This window comes from Aquabacterium sp. NJ1, from assembly GCF_000768065.1.
Taxonomy (GTDB): domain Bacteria; phylum Pseudomonadota; class Gammaproteobacteria; order Burkholderiales; family Burkholderiaceae_C; genus Aquabacterium.
Window position 1 is genome coordinate 4393597 of record NZ_JRKM01000001.1, and the last position, 18812, is coordinate 4412408.

Genomic DNA, 18812 nt, shown 5'->3' on the forward strand with positions numbered 1-18812 from the left:
AAGATGGAGATTTTGCACTGCCCTGACACCCTTAACGATAAGCGTTGTGCCGGCCCTTGAACGGATGGCCGGCTGGGGTAGCCCGGGTGGACAATATTGTTACGGTGTGTTAGGTCTCTGGGTTGTCGCCAAGGTAGCTTATGGGTTCGTCTAACTCGAAAGGAAGGGGTGGACGAAGACTAAGGCAGGCGGGATGGGTCAAAGCTAGGGGATTGCATGGGCACCCCTTCATGTGAATGGGGTGGCACCGATGGGGTGCGATTTCGCGAGTCAGCGCGCCCTGGCTGCGCGGTTGCCGATGCCGGCGCGCAGGCGCTGCTTGCGGTATTGGCCTGGCGTCATGCCTGTCCAGCGCTTGAAAGCGTGGTGAAAGCTCGACTGCGTGGCAAAGCCCAGCCTGTGGGCCATGTCGATGAGCGTGATGTCAACGTCCCCCATGTAGAGCAGCACCTGCGCATGGCGCATGCGGTCGAGCAGGCTGCGGAAGTTCAGCCCGTTTTCTTCGAGCCTGGTCTGCAGCGTGCGCACGGACACGCCGGCCTCAGCGGCGATGTCGTCGAGGTTGATCTGGCCGTTCTCCAGTCGGGGTTTGATGATGCGCTCGATCTTGTGCACGAAGCTGGTCGAGGTGTCTTGCAGCGCGGCCATCTCGGCCATGAGCTGGGCTCGCAGCGTTTCCTGCACGCCGTGGTCCCCGCGCGAAACGGGCAGGGTTTCGTATTCGGCCGGGCCACGCAGGCATGAGCGTGGCGCGTTGAAGCTCAGCGTGCCGCCAAAGGTCTTTTGCAGCGCGGCCAGCAGCGGAGGGGCGGGCGTTTCGAAGGCGAAGTCGGCGTCGAATTGCAGGTCCGCGCGGCGCGACAGCCAGCGTGCATGCCAGCACATGGTGGCCAGGGTGAGGCGCTCCAGTGCGGGCGAGCTGTGGGCGCTCAAGGGGCGCATGGCGATTTCGAAGCGCTCACCCACGAGTTCGGCGTCCAGTGAATAGACGTCGTTGAGCAGGTTGTAGAACTGCGCCAGTGATTCAGCGGCCTCGCGCAGGTTGTGGCTGGCCATGGTGATGAAGCCGATGGGGCCGGTGTCCCAGGGTTTCACGAACTCGGCCATGCGCAGGGCCACGTCGCGTTCACTGGGGCGCTGGGCTTGCTCGACCAGGCCTTCCCACTCTTCGATGGGGCGGCGGGTATTGGGGTCCAGTGCGGTCAGCGCTTGCAGGTAGTCGCTGCCGAAGAGGATGTCTACGTCGATGCCGTCCTGCTTGAGGCAGTCAATCAGCATCAACAGGTAGCCCAGGTGCACGGTGCACAGGCTGGCTTCGGACATGGGTCAGTGGGTCGATGTGGCGCCTGAGGGGTCCAGCAGGCTGCGGCGCGGGGTATCGGCACGCGCCTCCAGCTGCAGGGTGTTGGTCGCCTCAGTCGTTTCGGGCTCATGGGCGGCCTGGCTGGGCTTTTGTTGCTGCTGGAATGATTGCGCGGCAGATTGCGCCGTCAGTTCGCTCTGATCGATGATGGGCGCCTGCTTCTCCAGTTCGGTGCGGGCCTCGGCCAGGCGAGAGCGTTGCAATCGAGGGTTGGGCTCCAGATCCTGGACGAGTGCCTTGGCCATCATCAGGGCCTGGCGGCCCAGCAGTTCACCGCGGCTGTAGTGATCGGGTAGCACCTTCAGCAAGTGCTGGCCCAAGGTGGCACGCTCACTGTTCATCGGCCCGTTCTGCAACTCGTTCCACAGCGCAACGCGCTTCTGGAACCGGCTGTGGTCTACCAGGCGGTTGAGTTCGCCATCTTTGTCCGGGTGATCGACAAGGGTCGACTCGATCGCCTGAATTTCTTGTTCGCTGGGCTCGGTGGCCAGTACCCACTTGGGCTGGTCAGAAGCGGGCAGCGTGGCTTCGCGCCCGGCAGGGCCAAAGTTGCCGCGGCCAGGCTGGACCCAGCCTGCAAACAGGGGGCGGTTGATCGTGGCCTCTTCTTCTGCCTGAGGCGCTTGTTGTTCGTCACCGGGCCACGCAAGGCCGATGACTGCCAGGAGCGCCGCCGTGACCACGCCTGCCGCTGCCATCCTGACTGGCCGAGACAGCCTCGGCGCAGAGGTGGTACTGCCGGTCGTGGATGAAATGTTCATGTGCTGCGGTCCTCTCTTGCGGCGGGACTGTGCAGCCTTGTCCTGCCGGTGTCATGTCGTGTTTTCCCGGGGCCAGGAAAAAAGCGTTTCCAGGTGTTTCCCATGGTCTGCGTTCAGGCGCAAAACATTTGCATGTGCAGACAAGACAGCTTACCTCGACTTCGACAAGATGCGCGCTGGCCTTCTACGTGGTGCGACACGGTGAAGGAGGCCATTGAATGAATGGCAAACAGTACATGAGCATGTTGAACGAGACGATCCTGACCCGAGATGGTTTGAAGTTGATGCGGCGGCACTGGCGCGTGGCCCGGCCCAGAGGCACCGTGGTGCTGGTGCACGGCATCGCCGAGCACAGTGGGCGCTACCACCATGTGGCGGCGCAACTCAATGAGTGGGGCTGGTCCGTCGAGAGCTATGACCAGCGCGGGCATGGCCAATCGGCGGGGCCGAGAGGCCGTCTGCAGCGCGATGATGATCTGGTGCGGGACCTGGCTGCTGTGGTGGCGCAGGTCCGCGCCGAGCAGCCCTGCGGACCGCTGTTGTTGATGGGGCACAGCATGGGCGGTTTGATCGTGGGGTGTTATGCCGCCGATTTGCTGGAACCTCGTTCCCCTGATGCGCCAACCGACGTTGATGCCGTGATCATGATTTCGCCAGCTCTGGCTGTGCCCATGAACTGGTTTCGGCGCTTGCTCATGGCCACGATGGGGCGCCTGACGCCGGACTTGTGCGCGAGAACCGGCTTCAACCCCAAGGCAATTTGTCGCGATGAGGCGGTTGTGAACGCCTACCGCGGCGACCCGTTGGTGCACGACCGCATCAGCCCGCGTCTGGCTCGTTTCATCCTGGAGGGCGGCGGTTATGTGCGTGCGCTGGCCGATCAGTGGGACAAGCCTACCGCCTTGCTCTACGCTGGCGCCGATGACATCGTGGACCCTCTTGGTGCCAGGCAGTTCGCGGACGCCGCACCAGCCCTGGTTCACACCCGGTGCTTTCCTCACATGGCGCACGAGATCCTCAACGAACCGGATCAGGTCATGGTGTTCCATGCCCTGCACGCCTGGCTGGAGGCACGCTTTGCGCGTTCGCCGACGCGTGCAGGAGATCGCCTGAACGCCGCTTGATGCTTGTTGGCCAGGGGCCTCGCCATACGGCGCCGCGCTCAGGTGGCCGTATCATGGCTTCACCGCGCCTTGCGCTTGCTTGCGGCCACCCGATCAGATGCTTCCTTCGATCCACTTTCATCATGTCGAGTCGGCCGAGGTGCTGGCGCAGGATCTTGCTGAGTTTGTGGCCCAGCGGCTGCGAGAGGGGTTGGCCACCCGTGGGCAGGCTTTGCTTGTGGTGTCGGGCGGCAGCACCCCCATGCCGTTCTTCAAGGCCTTGTCCGGCATGGCCCTGGACTGGTCTGGCGTGTGGGTGACCCTGGCTGACGAGCGCTGGCTGCCGCCTGATCATGCCTACAGCAACGAGCGCCTGGTGCGCCAGGGGCTGCTGCAGGGGCAGGCTGCTCAAGCCCGCCTTCTGCCTCTCTTCAACGGCGCGGCCTCGCCCGAGGCGGCTCAGGTGGCCGTGGAGGGCGCCCTGGCCAGCCTGCCCTGGCCGGCCGATGTGGTGGTGCTGGGCATGGGCGGCGACGGGCACACGGCCTCCTTGTTTCCGCATGCGCCCGAGCTGGCCGCGGCACTGGCCGAGGGTGAGGGCCCGCGCTGTCTGCCGGTGGCGGTGCCTGCCGCGCCCAATGTGCCCGTGCCACGTTTGAGCCTGACGCGCCGCGCCTTGCTGGACACGCGGCAGCTTGTCGTCCACATCACCGGCGCATCCAAGCTGGCCTTGGTCGAACAAGCCATGCAGGAAGGGCCTGTGGCGCCATGGCCGATCCGACTGGCCTTGCATCAAAGTCGTGTGCCGTGCGAGGTGTTCCATGCTGCATGACTACCCCAAGCTGCTGGGCGACATCGGCGGCACCAATGTGAGGCTGGCCCTGAAGCTGTCGCCAGAGGGCGAGATTGGCCACATCGTCAACATGAAGCTGCGTGACCACGCGGATGCTGCTTCCGCCATCGAGCACTATCTGGCGCAAGTGGGCGCAGCCAGCGGCCCCATGCGGCCGCGTACGGGCTGTCTGGGTGTGGCGGGGCCGGTGCAGGGCGATCACCTGAAGCTGTTCAATGCGCCGTGGGGCTTTTCCATCGAGGGCTTGCGGCAGGCTTTGGGCCTGGCGCGGCTGCGGGTGCTCAATGACTTCACCGTGCTGGCCCTGGCCTTGCCGCATCTGCCCAAGGCCGAGTTGCGTCAGATCGGTGGTGGCGAGCCCGTGGCCGGTATGACCATGGGCCTGATCGGCGCGGGAACCGGCCTGGGTGTATCCGGCCTGGTGCCCAATCTGCAAGGTGAGATGTCACCGATCGCGGGTGAGGGCGGGCATGTGACGCTGGCCCCTTCCGATGACGATGAGGAGCGCCTGATCGCGCTGTTGCGGCATCGGTTCGGCCATGTGTCTGCCGAGCGTGTGTTGTCCGGCTCCGGGCTGGTGGTGCTGTATGAAGCGCATGCGCAACTGGCGGGCAAGCCCGTCGAGCCGCTGGCACCTGCGGATGTGACGCAGCGTGGCCTGGCGGGCCAATGCGCACTGTGCGAGGCGGCGCTGAACAGCTTCTGCCTGTTCATGGGCACGGTGGCGTCCAACCTGGCCGTGTCGCTGGGGGCCCAGGGCGGCCTGTTCATTGGCGGCGGCATCGTGCCGCTGTTGGGTGATTTCTTCGAGCGCTCCGGTTTTCGGGCGCGTTTTGATGCCAAGGGGCGCTACACCGATTACATGCGGCGCATCCCCGTGTTCGTGATCCACACGGCGTACCCGGGCTTGATCGGGGCGGCGCAGGCTTGATCGCGGTGCGCGCCCGCAGATCATCCTCGGCTTATTCGGCCTGCAAACTGGGCTGCAGCTTGGCCGGCGTGCTGGGGAACGAGTGGCGCACGATGCGCCAGATCACCTGGCTGAACTGCTTGACCATCGAACCCGTGTTGTAGCGCACGCCATAACGGGCGCAGATCTCGCGCACATGCGGCGCCATTTCAGCGTAGCGGTTGGCGGGCACATCGGGGAACAGGTGGTGCTCGATCTGGTGGCTGAGGTTGCCCGTCATGATGTGCAGCAGCTTGCTGCCCGACAGGTTGGACGAACCCAGGACCTGGCGCAGGTACCACTGCCCGCGGGTCTCGTTCTTGACGATGCTCTTGGGGAAGGTCTGGGCGTCCGTGGTGAAGTGGCCGCAGAAGATCACGGTGTAGGTCCAGACATTGCGGATGCCGTTGGCCACCAGGTTGCCCAGGAACACGGACCAGAAGGCGGGCCAGGCCAGCAAGGGGAAGACGAGGTAATCGCGGATGAGCTGGCGGCGGCTCTTGCGCAGCACCGGTGCGGACTCCTTGAGCAACTGGCGCCAGGTGATGCGGCCGATGAAGACGCGGCCCAGGCGCAGGTCCTGCACGGCCACGCCCCACTGGAACAGCAGCGCGAAGATCACGGCGTACAGCGGTTGCAGCAAGGCGGCGGGGTACCACTTCTGCTCGGGGAACAGGCGCAGCACGTCGTAGCCGATGTCGTCGTCCATGCCGTGCACATTGGTGTACGTGTGGTGACGGAAGTTGTGCGTCTTGATCCAGTTGGCGCTGGTGCCCACGATGTCCCACTCAAAGGTCTTGCCGTTGAATTTCGGGTCATTCATCCAGTCGAACTGGCCGTGGATGACGTTGTGGCCCAGTTCCATGTTGTCCAGGATCTTGGAGATGCCCAGGATGACCGCGCCGGCCAGCCAGGTGGTCCACAACCAGCCTTCGGGCATGAGGATGCCGGCCATCAGCAGGCCACGGCCCAGGACTTCCGTCCAGCGCACGGCGGCGAAGATGCGGCGGATGTAGCGGGCGTCGCGGTCGCCGAGGTCGGCCACGGTGCGGGCGCGCAGGGCGTCGATTTCAGCGCCGAAATGCTGGAGTTCGTCAGCGGTCAGGGGGCGGCGGAGGGCTTGGCTCATGTCTGTCTTGTCTCTCTCAGATGTCCAGCGAGATGTCGGTCACGGCGCGGCTGATGCACAGGCGCACCTGGGTGTCAGGCTCGGTGTCCTGGTCACCCGTGTTGATGTGGCTGGTGGTGCCTTCGTGCTTGGTGCACACGCAGGTGTTGCAGATGCCCATGCGGCAACCGGAGGCGGGGTTCATGCCGGCTTGTTCCAGCGCGACCAGCAGCGATTGGCCGGAGGACACGTCCAGCGCGCGGCCGCTCTTGCGCAGTTGCACGCGCACGGTGGTGATCGCTTCTGGTGCCAGCGCGGGTGCGGCCGGCGTGAAGCCTTCTGCCAGGAAGCTGCGGGCCTTGTCAGCCGTCAAGGTGCGTGCCGCTTCGATGAAGCCGCCGGGGCCGCAGGCGTAGATCTGGCGTTCGGGCAGATCCTGGATCAGCTCGGCCAATTGCTCGGCGCTGATCAGGCCACGGGCCTCGTCGGCCAGCGTCTGGGCTTCGTGGGTCAGCACGACCTGCAGCTTGAAGTTGGCGTGGCGCTGGGCGAGTTCACGCAATTCGCGCAGGAAGCACAACTCGGCACGGGTCTTGGCCCAGTAGATCAGGCTCAGGTCGACCGGCATGCCCTGCGTGGCCAGCTGCCGCGTCAGGCTCATCAGCGGGGTGATGCCGCTGCCGGCAGCCAGGAACAGCCACTTGCCCTGTGGGTGGGCGTTCAGCGTCATCTCGCCAAAGGCCGTGCCCAGCTCCAGCACGTCACCGGCGCGGATGTCGCGGCACAGGTGGGTGCTCAGCTTGCCGCCTTCGACGCGCTTGACCGTGATCTCGATGCGCCCGTCGCGGCCGGGCACGTTGGTGATGCTGTAGCTGCGGGTGGTGCGCCGGCCATTGATCTCGGCGCTCACATTGATGTGCTGGCCGGGGCGCACCTTGCTGCAGTGGCGGTTGGGCTGGAGCACCAGGGTGATGGCGTCTTGTGCTTCCACGCGGCGGTCCACCACGCGGGCCAGGGGGCGAGCCCAGGACCAGGCCGGGTTGATCAGGCCAGCCCAGAAATCGAACACCGACGGCTCGATCAAGGGCGCGACCAGCCTTTGCAGGGGGCCGGCACCAGGGCCGACCGAGGAGGTGGGGGCAGAAACGGACACGTGGGCAGCTTTCAAAAACAGGGCGGCGGGCTGGTCAGCCTGCGGATGCGCGCAAGTATACGCAAGCATAGACAATTGTCTATACACTTGTGCATTAATTGCTGACGATATGATGTCGGACCTTCTGATCGGCATCAATGAGTACGAACCTGTCCCCTGTTCAGGTGGCCACCCCCGGCCGCAAACCGGTGATCTCCCGCGAGGACATCATGACGGCGGCGCTCAAGCTGGTGGGGCCGCACCGCAGCGTGTCTTCCTTGAGCTTGCGCGAGGTGGCCCGGGAAGCGGGCATCGCGCCTAACAGCTTTTACCGACAGTTTCGCGATATGGACGAACTGGCGGTCGCCCTGATCGAGCGCGCCGGTGAATCCCTGCGCCAGATCATTGGTGAAGCGCGCCAGCGGGCCACCTCGGACCGCAGTGTGGTGCGTGGCTCGGTCGAAGCCTTCATGGAGCAATTGCACACAGACGATCGCCTGCTGCAGATCCTGCTGCGCGAAGGCACGGTTGGGTCGGATGCGTTCAAGCAGGCGGTGGACAGGCAGCTCAATTTCTTTGAGGAAGAGCTGAAGCTGGACTTGATTCGCCTGGCCGAGGCCAACAAGACCGGCCTGTTCGAGCCGGCTTTGACCGCCAAGGCCATCACGCGGCTGGTGTTCACCATGGGCGCCACGGCCATGGACCTGCCTCAGGACAAATACGCCGAGCTCACCGAGCAGGTGGTGCTGATGGTCCGAATGATCGTGACCGGCACGCAGACGCTGGCGGTGACGGGCGCGCCGGACCGTTAAAAAAATTCAGTCCCCCCACCCACCTGGGTAAACACATGAACTGCACATTGCCATGCAGCCGGGAGCGATGCTGCACCAGTGGAGAGATCGGCGCTGGAGCAGGCCCGGGCGGGCTGGGTCTTTGGGGGGACTGAACAAAACGTGTTGAAGGCCCGGACGATCAGGCCCTCAACACCCACCAATTGACGCGCGGGTTGAGTTGCTCGCAGCGCACCTCGCGCTTGACGATGTATTCGATGGTGGGGCAGTGCTCAGCCGGGACCACCGGCGCCTGGGTCAGCCAGTAATGCACGTGCGCCTGCGTGATCCCGTTGCCGATTTCGCGTGCCAGCCTCGTTTGTGAGCCGACGATGCCAATCGCCTTCAGTAAGGCTTCCTGCGGTGTCATTGTTTTCCTCCTGCAGACGTATTTGTAGTCAATTATCGATATTTCTGCAAGATGCTCAACAAAGAGTTTTGTAGCATCCACGCATGAGCAAGAAAAACAGTGAATGGGGCAGCTACACGGGGCGTCTGTTGTGGGCCATGAATCGGGCCGGCAAGACCAACCAGAGCGAGCTGGCGCGCGCCGTGGGCATCAAGCCGCAGTCCATCCAGTACCTGTGTGATCCCAACTCTGGTGCGCGGGGCAGCTCGCACACCCCGTCGTTGGCGCGCGAACTGGGCGTGGGGGCCGAGTGGCTGGCGACAGGGCTGGGGCAGCCTGGCGGCGTCACGGTGGTGGACACGCGCGAGGCGGCATCCCCGGGGTATGCCGTCGGGAAGCTGCAAGCGGGGCAGGGGGCCCATCATGGGGTTCATCTGCGGGTGACGGGCACGCTGCGCACGGGCGGCCAGCCGGGCGAATTGACCAGAACCGATCTGGACAAGGGGCAGACCGATGGGGGCTTGATCCTGCCCTTGATGCTGCCGGTGGCGCCTGCCGTGCTGCGCGTGCAGGGCACCGCCTTGTCGCCGGGCATCAAGGACGGGCAGTTCATGGTGCTGCAGGCTGCACCTGACCCGGTGCAACTGGAGCCCGAAGACACCTTGCTCATCACGCTCACGGATGGGCGCGTATTGCTGCGCGAACTGATGGTGGTGCGCGAGCACAGCCTGCTGGTGCTGCCTGTGATGGGGGGGCGGGCCGAGCCGCTCGCCCGTGAAGACATCGCGGGGATCGAGCTGCTGGTTTGTGTGGTGCCGCGCCGCTGGTGGCGTGCCGGAGCGTGAAGCAGCCTGCCGCGGCCCGTCTCGGCCCTTGTGGCATGCACGGCGTCGGCCATGACCACGCACCAAGGTGGTCCATAACTTGCTGCTGTCACACAGACGCCTGCACACTGGTGCGGGCTCGTCCTAGCCGGAGATCTGTGTGTCCATTCACGTTGCCCTCAATCACGTCACGCATTACCGCTACGACCGCCTGGTCAACTTGTCACCTCAGGTCGTTCGCCTGCGCCCCGCGCCACATTGCCGCACCCGCATCCTGTCGTATTCATTGAGGGTCGAGCCCGCCGTCCACTTCATCAACTGGCAGCAGGACCCGTTTTCCAACCACCTGGCCCGCCTCGTCTTTCCGGAGCAGACCCAGGAGTTCAAGATCACGGTGGACCTGGTCGCCGAGATGGCGGTCTACAACCCATTTGACTTTTTCCTGGAGCCCGAGGCGGAGACGTATCCCTTCAGCTACGACGCCTCCACGCTGCACGACCTCACGCCCTATCTCGTCAAGGGCGAGTTGACACCGGCCTTCAAGGCTTTTGTCGACAGCATCGACCGCACCGAGGTGCGCACCATCGATTTCCTGGTCGGGCTCAACCAGCGCCTGCAAAAGGACATCAGCTACACCATCCGCATGGAGCCCGGTGTGCAGACGCCCGAGGAGACGCTGACGCTGAAGTCCGGTTCATGCCGGGACACGGGCTGGCTGATGGTGCAGGCCCTGCGCCACCTCGGCCTGGCGGCCCGCTTCGTGTCCGGCTACCTGATCCAGTTGAAGGCCGATGTGGCCGCGCTGGACGGCCCCTCCGGCACCGAGGTGGACTTCACCGATCTGCACGCATGGTGCGAGGTCTTCCTGCCCGGCGCGGGCTGGATCGGCCTGGATCCGACGTCCGGCCTGCTGGCAGGCGAGGGCCACATCCCCGTGGCCTGCACGCCCGAGCCCACAGGCGCCGCGCCCGTGACAGGTGCGGTGGACGAGTGCGAGGTCAGCTTCGAGCACCTCATGGACATCACCCGCATCTATGAAAGCCCGCGGGTCACCAAGCCGTATACCGATGGGCAATGGGATGCCATTGACGCATTGGGCACCAAGGTGGATGCCGATCTGCAAGCGGGCGATGTGCGCCTGACCATGGGCGGCGAGCCCACCTTCGTGTCCGTGGACGACCGCGATGGCGCCGAGTGGAACACCGACGCCCTGGGGCCCACCAAGCGGGGCCTGGCCACCGAGCTGGTCCACAAGCTGCGCCAGCGTTATGGCGAGGGCGGCTTCCTGCACTTCGGGCAAGGCAAGTGGTACCCCGGCGAGCAACTGCCACGCTGGGCCTTGTCGATCTTCTGGCGCACCGATGGCCAGCCTTGCTGGCACGACCCCAGCCTGTTTGCCGACGAGCGCAACTCGGTGCGCTACACCAGCCAGGATGCGCGCCTGTTCATCGACACGCTGGCCAACAAGCTGGGCGTGGGGCCCAGCTACATCCAGCCCGGTTATGAGGACACCTTCTACTACCTGTGGCGCGAGCGGCGCCTGCCGGTCAACGTCGACCCCTTCGATGCCAGGCTGGATGACGAGATGGAGCGCATGCGCCTGCTGCGTGTGTTCGAGCAGGGTCTGGAGCACCAGGTCGGTTACGCCTTGCCGCTCAAGCGCAACGATGCCCTGGGCCTGAGCGGCCCCAAATGGATGACCGGGCCGTGGTTCTTCCGCGATGAGCGCATGTACCTGTTCCCGGGCGATTCGCCCATGGGCTACCGCCTGCCGCTGGATTCGCTGCCCTGGGTCAGCAAGGGCGACTATCCCTACAGCCACGAGCACGACCCGTTTGCGCCACGCGGGGCCTTGCCGGCCGCGGCCTCCTTGAAGGCCCAGTACGCGCAGCACCAGGTTGGTGGCGGCTTCGCTCAAGGTGGTGTCGTGAGCACGCAGGGGCAGAACGTGGCCGGCCTGGGTGGTGCGGGCGTCAACGGCGAGTGGGGGGCACTGGGTGCCAACCCGCCTTCGGGCCCGGGTGGGGCGGCTGCTCAAAGCGGTGACGCGGCGCGCATGCCCAACCGCTTCGAGTCGGCGCACTGGATCACACGCTCGGCCTTGTGCGTGGAGGTGCGCAACCCCGATCGCGCCAGCGGCCCCAAGGTCGAGGCCGAGGGGCAGGGTGGTGGCGTGATGTACGTGTTCATGCCGCCCCTGACCTTGCTGGACGACTACCTGGACCTGCTGGCCGCCGTCGAAGCCACCGCGGCCGAGTTGGGCATGGCCATCGTGCTGGAAGGCTACCCACCGCCTCGCGACCCTCGCCTCAAGGTGCTGCAGGTCACGCCGGACCCCGGTGTCATTGAAGTCAACATCCACCCCGCGTCCAGTTGGGGCCAACTGGTGGACCACACCGAGTTCCTCTACCAGGCCGCACATGAAACCCGCCTGTCCACCGAGAAGTTCATGGTCGATGGCCGGCACACCGGCACGGGCGGCGGCAACCACTTCGTGCTGGGGGGCGCCACACCGGCAGACAGCCCCTTCCTGCGCCGCCCCGACCTGATCCCCAGCCTGCTGACCTTCTGGCACAACCACCCGTCCTTGTCCTACCTGTTCTCGGGTTTGTTCATCGGGCCGACCAGCCAGGCGCCTCGCATCGACGAAGCCCGCATGGACCAGGTCTACGAGACCGAGATCGGCCTCAAGGAGATTGAGCGCCAGATGGACATCTGGGGGCAATGCCCGCCCTGGCTCATCGACCGCACCTTGCGCAACCTGCTGATCGACGCCACCGGCAACACCCACCGCAGCGAGTTCTGCATCGACAAGCTGTACTCGCCCGACGGCCCCACCGGCCGCCTGGGCCTGCTGGAGCTGCGTGCCTTCGAGATGCCGCCCCACGCCAAGATGAGCCTGGTGCAGCAGTTGCTGTTGCGTGCGCTGGTGGCCTGGTTCTGGAAGACGCCTTACCAAGGGCATGGCGCCCAGCGCCTGACCCGCTGGGGCACCGGGCTGCACGACCGCTTCCTGCTGCCCAGCTTTGTCGAGCAGGACTTTGCCGACGTACTGGCCGAGCTGCAGATGGCGGGCTACGGCTTCCAGAACGAGTGGTTTGCACCACATTTCGAGTTCCGCTTCCCCTACATCGGCGAAATCTCGGCAGCCGGGGTGCGCCTGACCTTGCGCGGGGCGCTGGAGCCCTGGCACGTGATGGGCGAGGAGGGCTCGCCAGGCGGCACCGTGCGCTATGTGGATTCGTCCCTGGAACGGCTGGAGGTGCGCGCCACCGGCCTCAACGGCAACCGCCATGTGGTCACGGTCAACGGCCAGATCCTGCCGCTGCACCCCACGGGCCGTGTGGGCGAGTTCGTGGCCGGGGTGCGCTACCGCGCCTGGCAGCCGCCGTCCTGCCTGCACCCCACCATCGGCTCGGATGCGCCCTTGACCTTTGACGTGGTGGACAGCTGGCTCAAACGCTCTCTGGGCGGGTGCCAGTACCACGTGGCACACCCGGGTGGGCGCAATTACGACAGCTTCCCGGTGAACGCCTACGAGGCCGAAAGCCGGCGCCTGGCGCGTTTCTTCCGCATGGGGCACACGCCAGGCTTGATGCCGATCAAGCCCAAGCCTGCTGGTATCGAGCACCCCTTGACGCTGGACTTGCGCACGTCACGCTCGGCTTGAGGGAGGGAAGGGGCAACCCTAGGTATCTGGGGGCCCTGGGTTTGACACACTGGACTTATGGGTTGTAATCCCAACCCGTCGTTCATTTGTCAGTACCCATGTCGGTTTCGCCCCCCAGTGGCACACCTCAACCATCGGCCCCCTCCCGTGAGGCGGCCTTGAGCGAGGCCGTGTACCGCGATTGCTTTGATCTGTCTCCCGCCGCCCAGGTGATCCTCAATCACCGTGGCGAGTTGCTGGATCTCAACCTCCAGGCCTGCACGGTGATGGGCCATGAGCGCGCCGTGCTGCTGGGCCGCCGCCTGACAGACGTGGTGCACGCTGATGACCGCGCGGAGATTTTCTCCGCCATCGAGCACAGCACGGAACACAAGGTGCCTTTCGAGCTGGAGTGCCGCGTGCAGTCACCCGGGCAGGCGCTGCGCTGGTTCCTGGTGCAATCGCGGCCGGCGGGCCAGCCCGGGCAAGGCACGCTCTGGTACACCTTGCTGGCCGACATCACCGAACGCAAGAGGCAGGAGGCGTGGCTGACTCACCGCAATGCCTTGCTCACGGCCTTGTCGCACAACCTGCCCGGCATGATTTACGTGTTCAGGCCGGGCATGGACAAGGGCGGGCGCCTGGACTTTGTCAGCGAGGGGGTGCGCCACTTGTTCGGTGCCACGCCTGAAGAAGCCCTGGCCAGCCCCTGGGTGCTGTACAACCGGGTGCCACCGGAAGACCTCAGCAACTTTTTCCAGCAGCGTGACCAGGCCATCGGCGAGGCCAGCCGCCTGCACAGCGAGTTCCGCGTGCGCAATGCCGAGGGTGAACTGCGCTGGTGTGCGGCTGATTCGGTCGCCGGCCTGGATGCCGACGGCAACGAGGTGCGCTGCGGCTACATCGCCGACATCACCGAGCACAAGCTGTATCAGGAGGCCTGCATGGCCGCAGAAACGGCCGAGCGCGCCAGCCGTGCCAAGTCGCAGTTCCTCTCACGCATGAGCCACGAATTGCGCACACCGCTCAACGCCGTCATCGGGTTTGCGCAGCTGCTGCAGATGGACAAGAGCCCCGAGCTGGCCGACAGCCAGCGCCAGAAGGTCGAGCTCATCGAACGCTCGGGGGCGCACCTGCTGGACGTCATCAGCGATGTGCTCGATCTGTCACGCATCGAGGCGGGCGACATGCCCTTGTCGGTCGAGCCCATCATGCTGGGTGGCGTGATCAACGATGCCCAGGCCATGGTGGCCGAGGCGGCGGGCCGCGCCAATGTGCTCATGACCGAATCCGGCCGCAGCTGGGACATGTACGTCATGGCCGACCGTGTGCGCCTGCGCCAGGTGCTGGTCAACCTGCTGAGCAATGCAGTCAAGTACAACCGGCCGGGCGGTGAGGTCTGTGTGGCCGTCAGCATGGAGAGCGACACGCGTGTCCTGCTGGAGGTCACCGATACCGGCGTGGGCCTGAGCGAGAGCCAGATCACCCACCTGTTCGAGCCCTTCAACCGGCTGGGCGCCGAGCATTCCGGCGTCGAGGGCACCGGCATCGGCCTGGTGATCGTGCACCGCCTGGTCGAGCTGATGGGCGGCACCATCGCCGTGCGCAGCCAGGCCGGGCAGGGCACCACCTTCTCCCTGAGCCTGCCCGCCGCGGAGGTGGACCTGGCTTCCGACCACGGCGTGCTGGACGAAGCGCTGCCCGAGGCCCGCCAGGCCACCATCCTGTACGCCGAAGACAATGAGATCAACGTGTTGCTGGTGCGCCAGATCCTGGAGTTGCGCCCCTCCTGGAAGCTGGAGGTGGCCCGCAGCGGCGCCGAAGCGCTCAAGCTGGTGAACCAGATCCAGCCTGACCTGCTGCTGCTGGACATGCACCTGGGCGACATGACCGGTTTCGAGCTGGCCGAGCTGCTCGACCAGAACCCGGCCTTGCAGGGTGTGACCAAGGTGGCCTTGTCTGCCGACGCCATGCCCGATCGGGTGCATGCCGCACGCACCAAGGGATTCAGCGCCTACCTCACCAAACCGCTGGACGTGGCCGCGCTCCTGCGTTGCCTGGACGAGCACCTGGCCGCCAAATGACGGCTTTGCAGGCCGGTGGCCGGCCTTTTGCTTGCATGCCTGACAATCGGACGGGCTGATGCCCGCTGCCTCGCCCTGACTTGCCCTTATGTCCTCGACCCTCCAGCTCTTCGATGACCCCGCCGACTCGCCCTCGGTCGCCGCAGAAATGCAGCGCCAGGCGCGTCCGGTGGAGCCTGGGCATTACGACGAGTTGCGCGACGAGCAAGGGCAGTTGCGCCCGGCCTGGCAGGCCTTCGCCGAACACCTGGGTGCACCGTTGTCTGACCTGACGCGCCGCCAGAGCCTGCTGGCCCACCAGATCCAGGAAGACGGCATCACCTACAACGTCTACAACGCGCAAGGGGGCCCCAGCCGCCCCTGGTCGCTGGAGGCCTTGCCCCTGATCCTGTCGGCGGCCGACTGGCAGGCGCTGGAGCGTGGCGTGGCCCAGCGCGCCAGCCTGCTCAACCGTGTGCTGGACGACGTGTACGGCGAGCAGACCGTGCTCCGGGGGGGCTTGTTGCCCTCGGCCCTGGTGCTGGGCCACCCCAGCTACCTGCGGGGCCTGCAAGGGGTCAAGCCCGTGGGCGGCGTTTACCTGCATGTGGTCGCCTTTGACCTCGTGCGCGGGCCCGACGGCGCCTGGTGGGTGGTGTCGCAGCGCACCCAGGCGCCGTCCGGCCTGGGCTACGTCATGCAGAACCGCCTGATCGTCTCGCGGCTGTTCCCCGAGGCGTATCGGGCCATGAACGTGCAGCACCTGGCGAGCGGCTACCGGCGCCTGCTGGACACCATGACCGAGCTGGCCAGCCTGTGCGCCGGCGGCGAAACCCCGCGCCTGGCCTTGCTCACCCCCGGGCCTTACAACGAGACCTACTTCGAGCACGCCTACCTGGCGCGCTACCTGGGCCTGCCCCTCGTTGAAGGCGGTGACCTGGTGGTGCGCGACGAAGGCCTGTTCCTCAAGACCGTGCAGGGCCTGGAGCCCATCCACGGCTTGCTGCGCCGCCTCGACGACGATTTCTGCGACCCGCTGGAGTTGCGCTCCGACTCGACACTCGGCATCCCCGGCCTGATGCAGGCGGTGCGTGCCGGCAAGGTGGCACTGGCCAATGCCCTGGGCACGGGCTTCCTCGAATCCCCGGCCGTGCATGGTTTCCTGCCGGCGCTGTCGCGCAAGCTGCTGGGTGAAGAACTGGTGCTGCCCTCGCTGCCGACCTGGTGGTGTGGTGAATCGGCCGCCTGGCAGGACGTGCGCGACGACCTGACCGAACGCGTGATCCGCCCCAGCTACCCGCATGCCGGCACACCGGGCTTTGGCGGCTCCAGCACCGTGCGCCAGAGTTTTGACGCCGTCATCGGGCGTGTGCTGACGCCGCCTGCGCTCAAGGCCTGGCGCGAACGCATTGACCACGACCCGGCCGCCTACACGGTGCAACGTTTCGAGCCCTATCCCCAGGCACCGGTCTGGTCGGGTGGGGCGCTGAGCATGCGGGGCGCATCGCTGCGGGTGTACGCCTTGTCCGACGGGCAGGGTGGCTGGCAGGTCCTGCCCGGAGGCATGACACGCATTGCCACGCGCGACGCCGGCCCCGTTTCCATGCAACTGGGCGGCAGCAGTCTGGACACCTGGGTACTGACCGAGGAGCCGGTGGACACCTTCTCGATGCTGCCCTCGTCCATCAAGCTCGACGAGTTGATGCAGCGCCAGCGCCCCGTGGCCAGCCGCACCGGCGAGAACCTGTTCTGGATGGGGCGCTACACCGAACGCACCGAGCAGCAACTGCGCTTGCTGCAAACCTCGGTCAGCCTGCAGTCGGGTGACGACGAGATGCAGGCCAGCGTGTCACGCGCCTTGTCGGATCTGGCCGAGACCAATGGCCTGGTGCCCCCCGGCACACCCAGCCTGATCAAGTCGCCCCGGGTGTTCGAGCGTGCGGCGCTGGATGCCCTGATGGACGTGTCGGCCTCACAAGGGGCCTACAGCCTGGGCTTCAACCTGGGCGCCCTGGCACGCTCCGCGCAGAGCCTGCGTGAGCGCCTGTCGCCCGAGCATGCGCGCTTGTTGCGGGCCCTGGGCAGCGACTTTCAGCACCGCCTGACGCAAGCAGCCATGCCGCCTGACGAACTCGCGCATGAACACGTCGATGAGCGCGGTGAGCAGCCGGCTCGCACCGCACCACCAACCCGCCTGCGCAGCCTCACGCAGGCGCAGGACGCCTTCGAGCACCTGGGCATGCAACTGGCCGCCGTGACCGGTGCCCAGACCGACCGCATGACGCGCGACCCAGGCTGGCGCCTGCTGACCGTGGGCCGGCTCATCGAGCGCCTGACCGGCTATGCCGGCATGCTCAAGGCCTTCTGGGAAAACGAGGCGCTCACGCACCCGCAAGGTTTTGACCTCGTGCTGGACTTGTTCGACAGCACCATCACCTTCCGCGCACGCTTTCAGCGTCGTCTGGAAGTGCCGGCCCTGCTGGCCTTGCTGGTGATGGACGAGACCAACCCCCGCGCACTGGCCTGCGTGCTGCGTCGCTTGCGCACCGAGTTGATCAAGCTGCCCGCCCGCGGCGGCTCGCATGCCGACATGCTGGCTTTGTTGCCTCATGAGGGCGTGGGGGTGTCGCTGGCCGACTTGTGTGCACCAGACAAGGGGCACGAAGCCGTGCTGGCCTTGCTCAACCGCCTGATCGACGCGGGCTGGCGCCTGTCCGACGAAGTCGGGCGCCGCTATTTCGCCCACGCCGAACCGACCGACTCCATGGTGAGCGCATGAGCGAGCCGTCACGCGAACCGCTGAGCGAGCCCATCAGTGAACCTACGAGCGGCCGGGCACGCCTGTCCGTCGAGCACGAAACCCTGTACGAGTACAGCCGCCCGGTGGATCAGGCGCAGCACATCGCCTGCCTGCGCCCCTTGAGCGACGCGGGCCAGACGCTGGAGGTGTTCGACATGTCGGTCAGCCCGACACCTTCGCAACACAGTGTTCGCCGCGACAGCCACGGCAACAGCCGCGCCTATTTCGCGCTGCACGCGGCCCACTCGACCCTGCGCGTCATGGCACGCAGCCAGGTGACGGTCACCGCGCGCTATGAGGGCCTGGCGCCGGATCAAGGCCCGACCTGCGGCGAGGTGAGGGCCTTGCTGGCCTACCGCGCCAAGGCCCCGTTTCAGCCAGCCAGCGAGTTCGTGTTCGCCTCGCCCTACGTGCCCTGCCTGACCGCCTTGCGTGAATACGCCGAGGTCTCGCTCAAGGACGACCGCCCGCTGGCCGAAGCCGCCATCGAACTGATGAGCCGCATCCACGCGGACTTCGATTACGCCCCAGCCTCCACCGACATCTCCACCCCCATCCTGGACGTCTTCCTGCAACGCAAGGGGGTGTGCCAGGACTTCGCGCACCTGATGCTCGGTTGCCTGCGCGCCTGCGGTCTGGCGGGGCGTTATGTCAGTGGCTACCTGCTCACACGCCCGCCGGCCGGGCAGCCGCAACTGGTGGGTGCCGACGCCTCACATGCCTGGGTCAGCGTCTGGATCCCCGGTCTGGGGCTCGATCGAGCCCAGGACTGGCTCGACCTGGACCCCACCAACGACTGCGTGCCCGGGATTCACCACGTCCGGGTGGCCCACGGCCGCGACTTTGGCGACGTCACGCCTTTGCGGGGTGTGATCCGCGGGGGGGGGCGCCACACCTTGTTGGTGCGCGTCACCACCCGCTTGCTGGACGACCCTGTCCGCCAAAACCCTGTTCGCACCAACGCTGCCTAGCGGCGCCCCAATATGGGGAGCATCATGGCGTGAGTGCCCGAAAGCTGTGCCAAGCCA

Annotated in this window: 14 protein-coding genes; 9 read left to right on the top strand and 5 right to left on the bottom strand. The window is 66.0% G+C overall.

The features are described from left to right. Positions 1-270: 270 nt before the first annotated feature. Both JY96_RS18975 and JY96_RS18980 read right to left on the bottom strand, forming a co-directional pair. The gene (locus tag JY96_RS18975) at positions 271-1323 is read right to left on the bottom strand and encodes an AraC family transcriptional regulator (protein ID WP_035039825.1); all 1053 of its coding nucleotides are present in this window, start codon (positions 1321-1323) and stop codon (positions 271-273) included. A 3-nt stretch (positions 1324-1326) separates the two neighbouring features. Continuing rightward, positions 1327-2124 carry a hypothetical protein gene (locus JY96_RS18980; protein WP_152606581.1) on the bottom strand — a complete coding sequence of 266 codons (798 nt, stop codon included), beginning with the start codon at positions 2122-2124 and terminating at the stop codon, positions 1327-1329. A gap of 218 nt (positions 2125-2342) precedes the next feature. Here JY96_RS18980 and JY96_RS18985 point away from each other — a divergent pair, with 218 nt between their 5' ends. The 3 genes from JY96_RS18985 (at position 2343) to glk (ending at position 5011) form a co-directional block, all read left to right on the top strand. Continuing rightward, positions 2343-3248, top strand: coding sequence for an alpha/beta hydrolase (locus tag JY96_RS18985; protein ID WP_052162735.1), 906 nt, complete (start codon positions 2343-2345; stop codon positions 3246-3248). 97 nt (positions 3249-3345) lie between these two features. Then, positions 3346-4059 (top strand): 6-phosphogluconolactonase, encoded by a 714-nt coding sequence (gene pgl, locus JY96_RS18990; protein WP_035039829.1) that lies wholly within the window; start codon positions 3346-3348, stop codon positions 4057-4059. Continuing rightward, entirely contained in the window at positions 4049-5011 is a 963-nt protein-coding gene (gene glk, locus JY96_RS18995) for a glucokinase (RefSeq protein ID WP_035039831.1), read from the top strand. The genes pgl and glk overlap by 11 nt, the downstream gene beginning before the upstream one ends. A 31-nt stretch (positions 5012-5042) precedes the next feature. Here glk and JY96_RS19000 read toward each other — a convergent pair whose 3' ends face one another. Both JY96_RS19000 and JY96_RS19005 read right to left on the bottom strand, forming a co-directional pair. Then, positions 5043-6158, bottom strand: coding sequence for an acyl-CoA desaturase (locus tag JY96_RS19000; protein WP_035039833.1), 1116 nt, complete (start codon positions 6156-6158; stop codon positions 5043-5045). Between the two features lie 16 nt (positions 6159-6174). After that, on the bottom strand, positions 6175-7290 hold the full coding sequence (locus tag JY96_RS19005; protein ID WP_035039835.1) for a ferredoxin reductase: 1116 nt from the start codon (positions 7288-7290) through the stop codon (positions 6175-6177). Positions 7291-7427: 137 nt separating this feature from the next. Here JY96_RS19005 and fabR point away from each other — a divergent pair, with 137 nt between their 5' ends. Then, positions 7428-8081: an HTH-type transcriptional repressor FabR gene (gene fabR / locus JY96_RS19010; protein ID WP_035039837.1), complete on the top strand. Its 654-nt coding sequence runs from the start codon at positions 7428-7430 to the stop codon at positions 8079-8081. Between the two features lie 160 nt (positions 8082-8241). Here the strand turns inward: fabR and JY96_RS19015 are convergent, their stop codons facing one another. Next, complete coding sequence (locus tag JY96_RS19015) at positions 8242-8469, bottom strand: YdaS family helix-turn-helix protein (protein ID WP_035039839.1); 228 nt, start codon at positions 8467-8469, stop codon at positions 8242-8244. Positions 8470-8552: 83 nt separating this feature from the next. On the opposite strand from JY96_RS19015, the gene JY96_RS19020 reads away from it, so the two are divergent. From JY96_RS19020 to JY96_RS19040, 5 genes are all read left to right on the top strand, one after another. Next, a complete protein-coding gene (locus JY96_RS19020; RefSeq protein ID WP_035039841.1) occupies positions 8553-9293 on the top strand; it encodes a hypothetical protein in 741 nt (246 codons plus the stop codon). A gap of 139 nt (positions 9294-9432) precedes the next feature. Then, positions 9433-12942 (top strand): DUF2126 domain-containing protein, encoded by a 3510-nt coding sequence (locus JY96_RS19025; protein ID WP_035039843.1) that lies wholly within the window; start codon positions 9433-9435, stop codon positions 12940-12942. A 98-nt stretch (positions 12943-13040) separates the two neighbouring features. Continuing rightward, positions 13041-15005 (top strand): PAS domain-containing hybrid sensor histidine kinase/response regulator, encoded by a 1965-nt coding sequence (locus JY96_RS22535; protein ID WP_081961429.1) that lies wholly within the window; start codon positions 13041-13043, stop codon positions 15003-15005. Positions 15006-15093: 88 nt separating this feature from the next. Continuing rightward, positions 15094-17763 (top strand): circularly permuted type 2 ATP-grasp protein, encoded by a 2670-nt coding sequence (locus tag JY96_RS19035; RefSeq protein WP_035039845.1) that lies wholly within the window; start codon positions 15094-15096, stop codon positions 17761-17763. Beyond that, the gene (locus JY96_RS19040) at positions 17760-18755 is read left to right on the top strand and encodes a transglutaminase family protein (protein WP_081961431.1); all 996 of its coding nucleotides are present in this window, start codon (positions 17760-17762) and stop codon (positions 18753-18755) included. The genes JY96_RS19035 and JY96_RS19040 overlap by 4 nt, the downstream gene beginning before the upstream one ends. The last annotated feature ends 57 nt before the right edge of the window (positions 18756-18812 follow it).

What these genes read in the sequence shown, in the direction of transcription:
- JY96_RS18975 (WP_035039825.1), bottom strand. Translation starts at nt 1,323, where the DNA reads ATGTCCGAAGCCAGCCTGTGCACCGTGCACCTGGGCTACCTGTTGATG.
- JY96_RS18980 (WP_152606581.1), bottom strand. Translation starts at nt 2,124, where the DNA reads ATGAACATTTCATCCACGACCGGCAGTACCACCTCTGCGCCGAGGCTG.
- JY96_RS18985 (WP_052162735.1), top strand. Translation starts at nt 2,343, where the DNA reads ATGAATGGCAAACAGTACATGAGCATGTTGAACGAGACGATCCTGACC.
- pgl (WP_035039829.1), top strand. Translation starts at nt 3,346, where the DNA reads ATGCTTCCTTCGATCCACTTTCATCATGTCGAGTCGGCCGAGGTGCTG.
- glk (WP_035039831.1), top strand. Translation starts at nt 4,049, where the DNA reads ATGCTGCATGACTACCCCAAGCTGCTGGGCGACATCGGCGGCACCAAT.
- JY96_RS19000 (WP_035039833.1), bottom strand. Translation starts at nt 6,158, where the DNA reads ATGAGCCAAGCCCTCCGCCGCCCCCTGACCGCTGACGAACTCCAGCAT.
- fabR (WP_035039837.1), top strand. Translation starts at nt 7,428, where the DNA reads ATGAGTACGAACCTGTCCCCTGTTCAGGTGGCCACCCCCGGCCGCAAA.
- JY96_RS19015 (WP_035039839.1), bottom strand. Translation starts at nt 8,469, where the DNA reads ATGACACCGCAGGAAGCCTTACTGAAGGCGATTGGCATCGTCGGCTCA.
- JY96_RS19020 (WP_035039841.1), top strand. Translation starts at nt 8,553, where the DNA reads ATGAGCAAGAAAAACAGTGAATGGGGCAGCTACACGGGGCGTCTGTTG.
- JY96_RS22535 (WP_081961429.1), top strand. Translation starts at nt 13,041, where the DNA reads ATGTCGGTTTCGCCCCCCAGTGGCACACCTCAACCATCGGCCCCCTCC.
- JY96_RS19035 (WP_035039845.1), top strand. Translation starts at nt 15,094, where the DNA reads ATGTCCTCGACCCTCCAGCTCTTCGATGACCCCGCCGACTCGCCCTCG.
- JY96_RS19040 (WP_081961431.1), top strand. Translation starts at nt 17,760, where the DNA reads ATGAGCGAGCCGTCACGCGAACCGCTGAGCGAGCCCATCAGTGAACCT.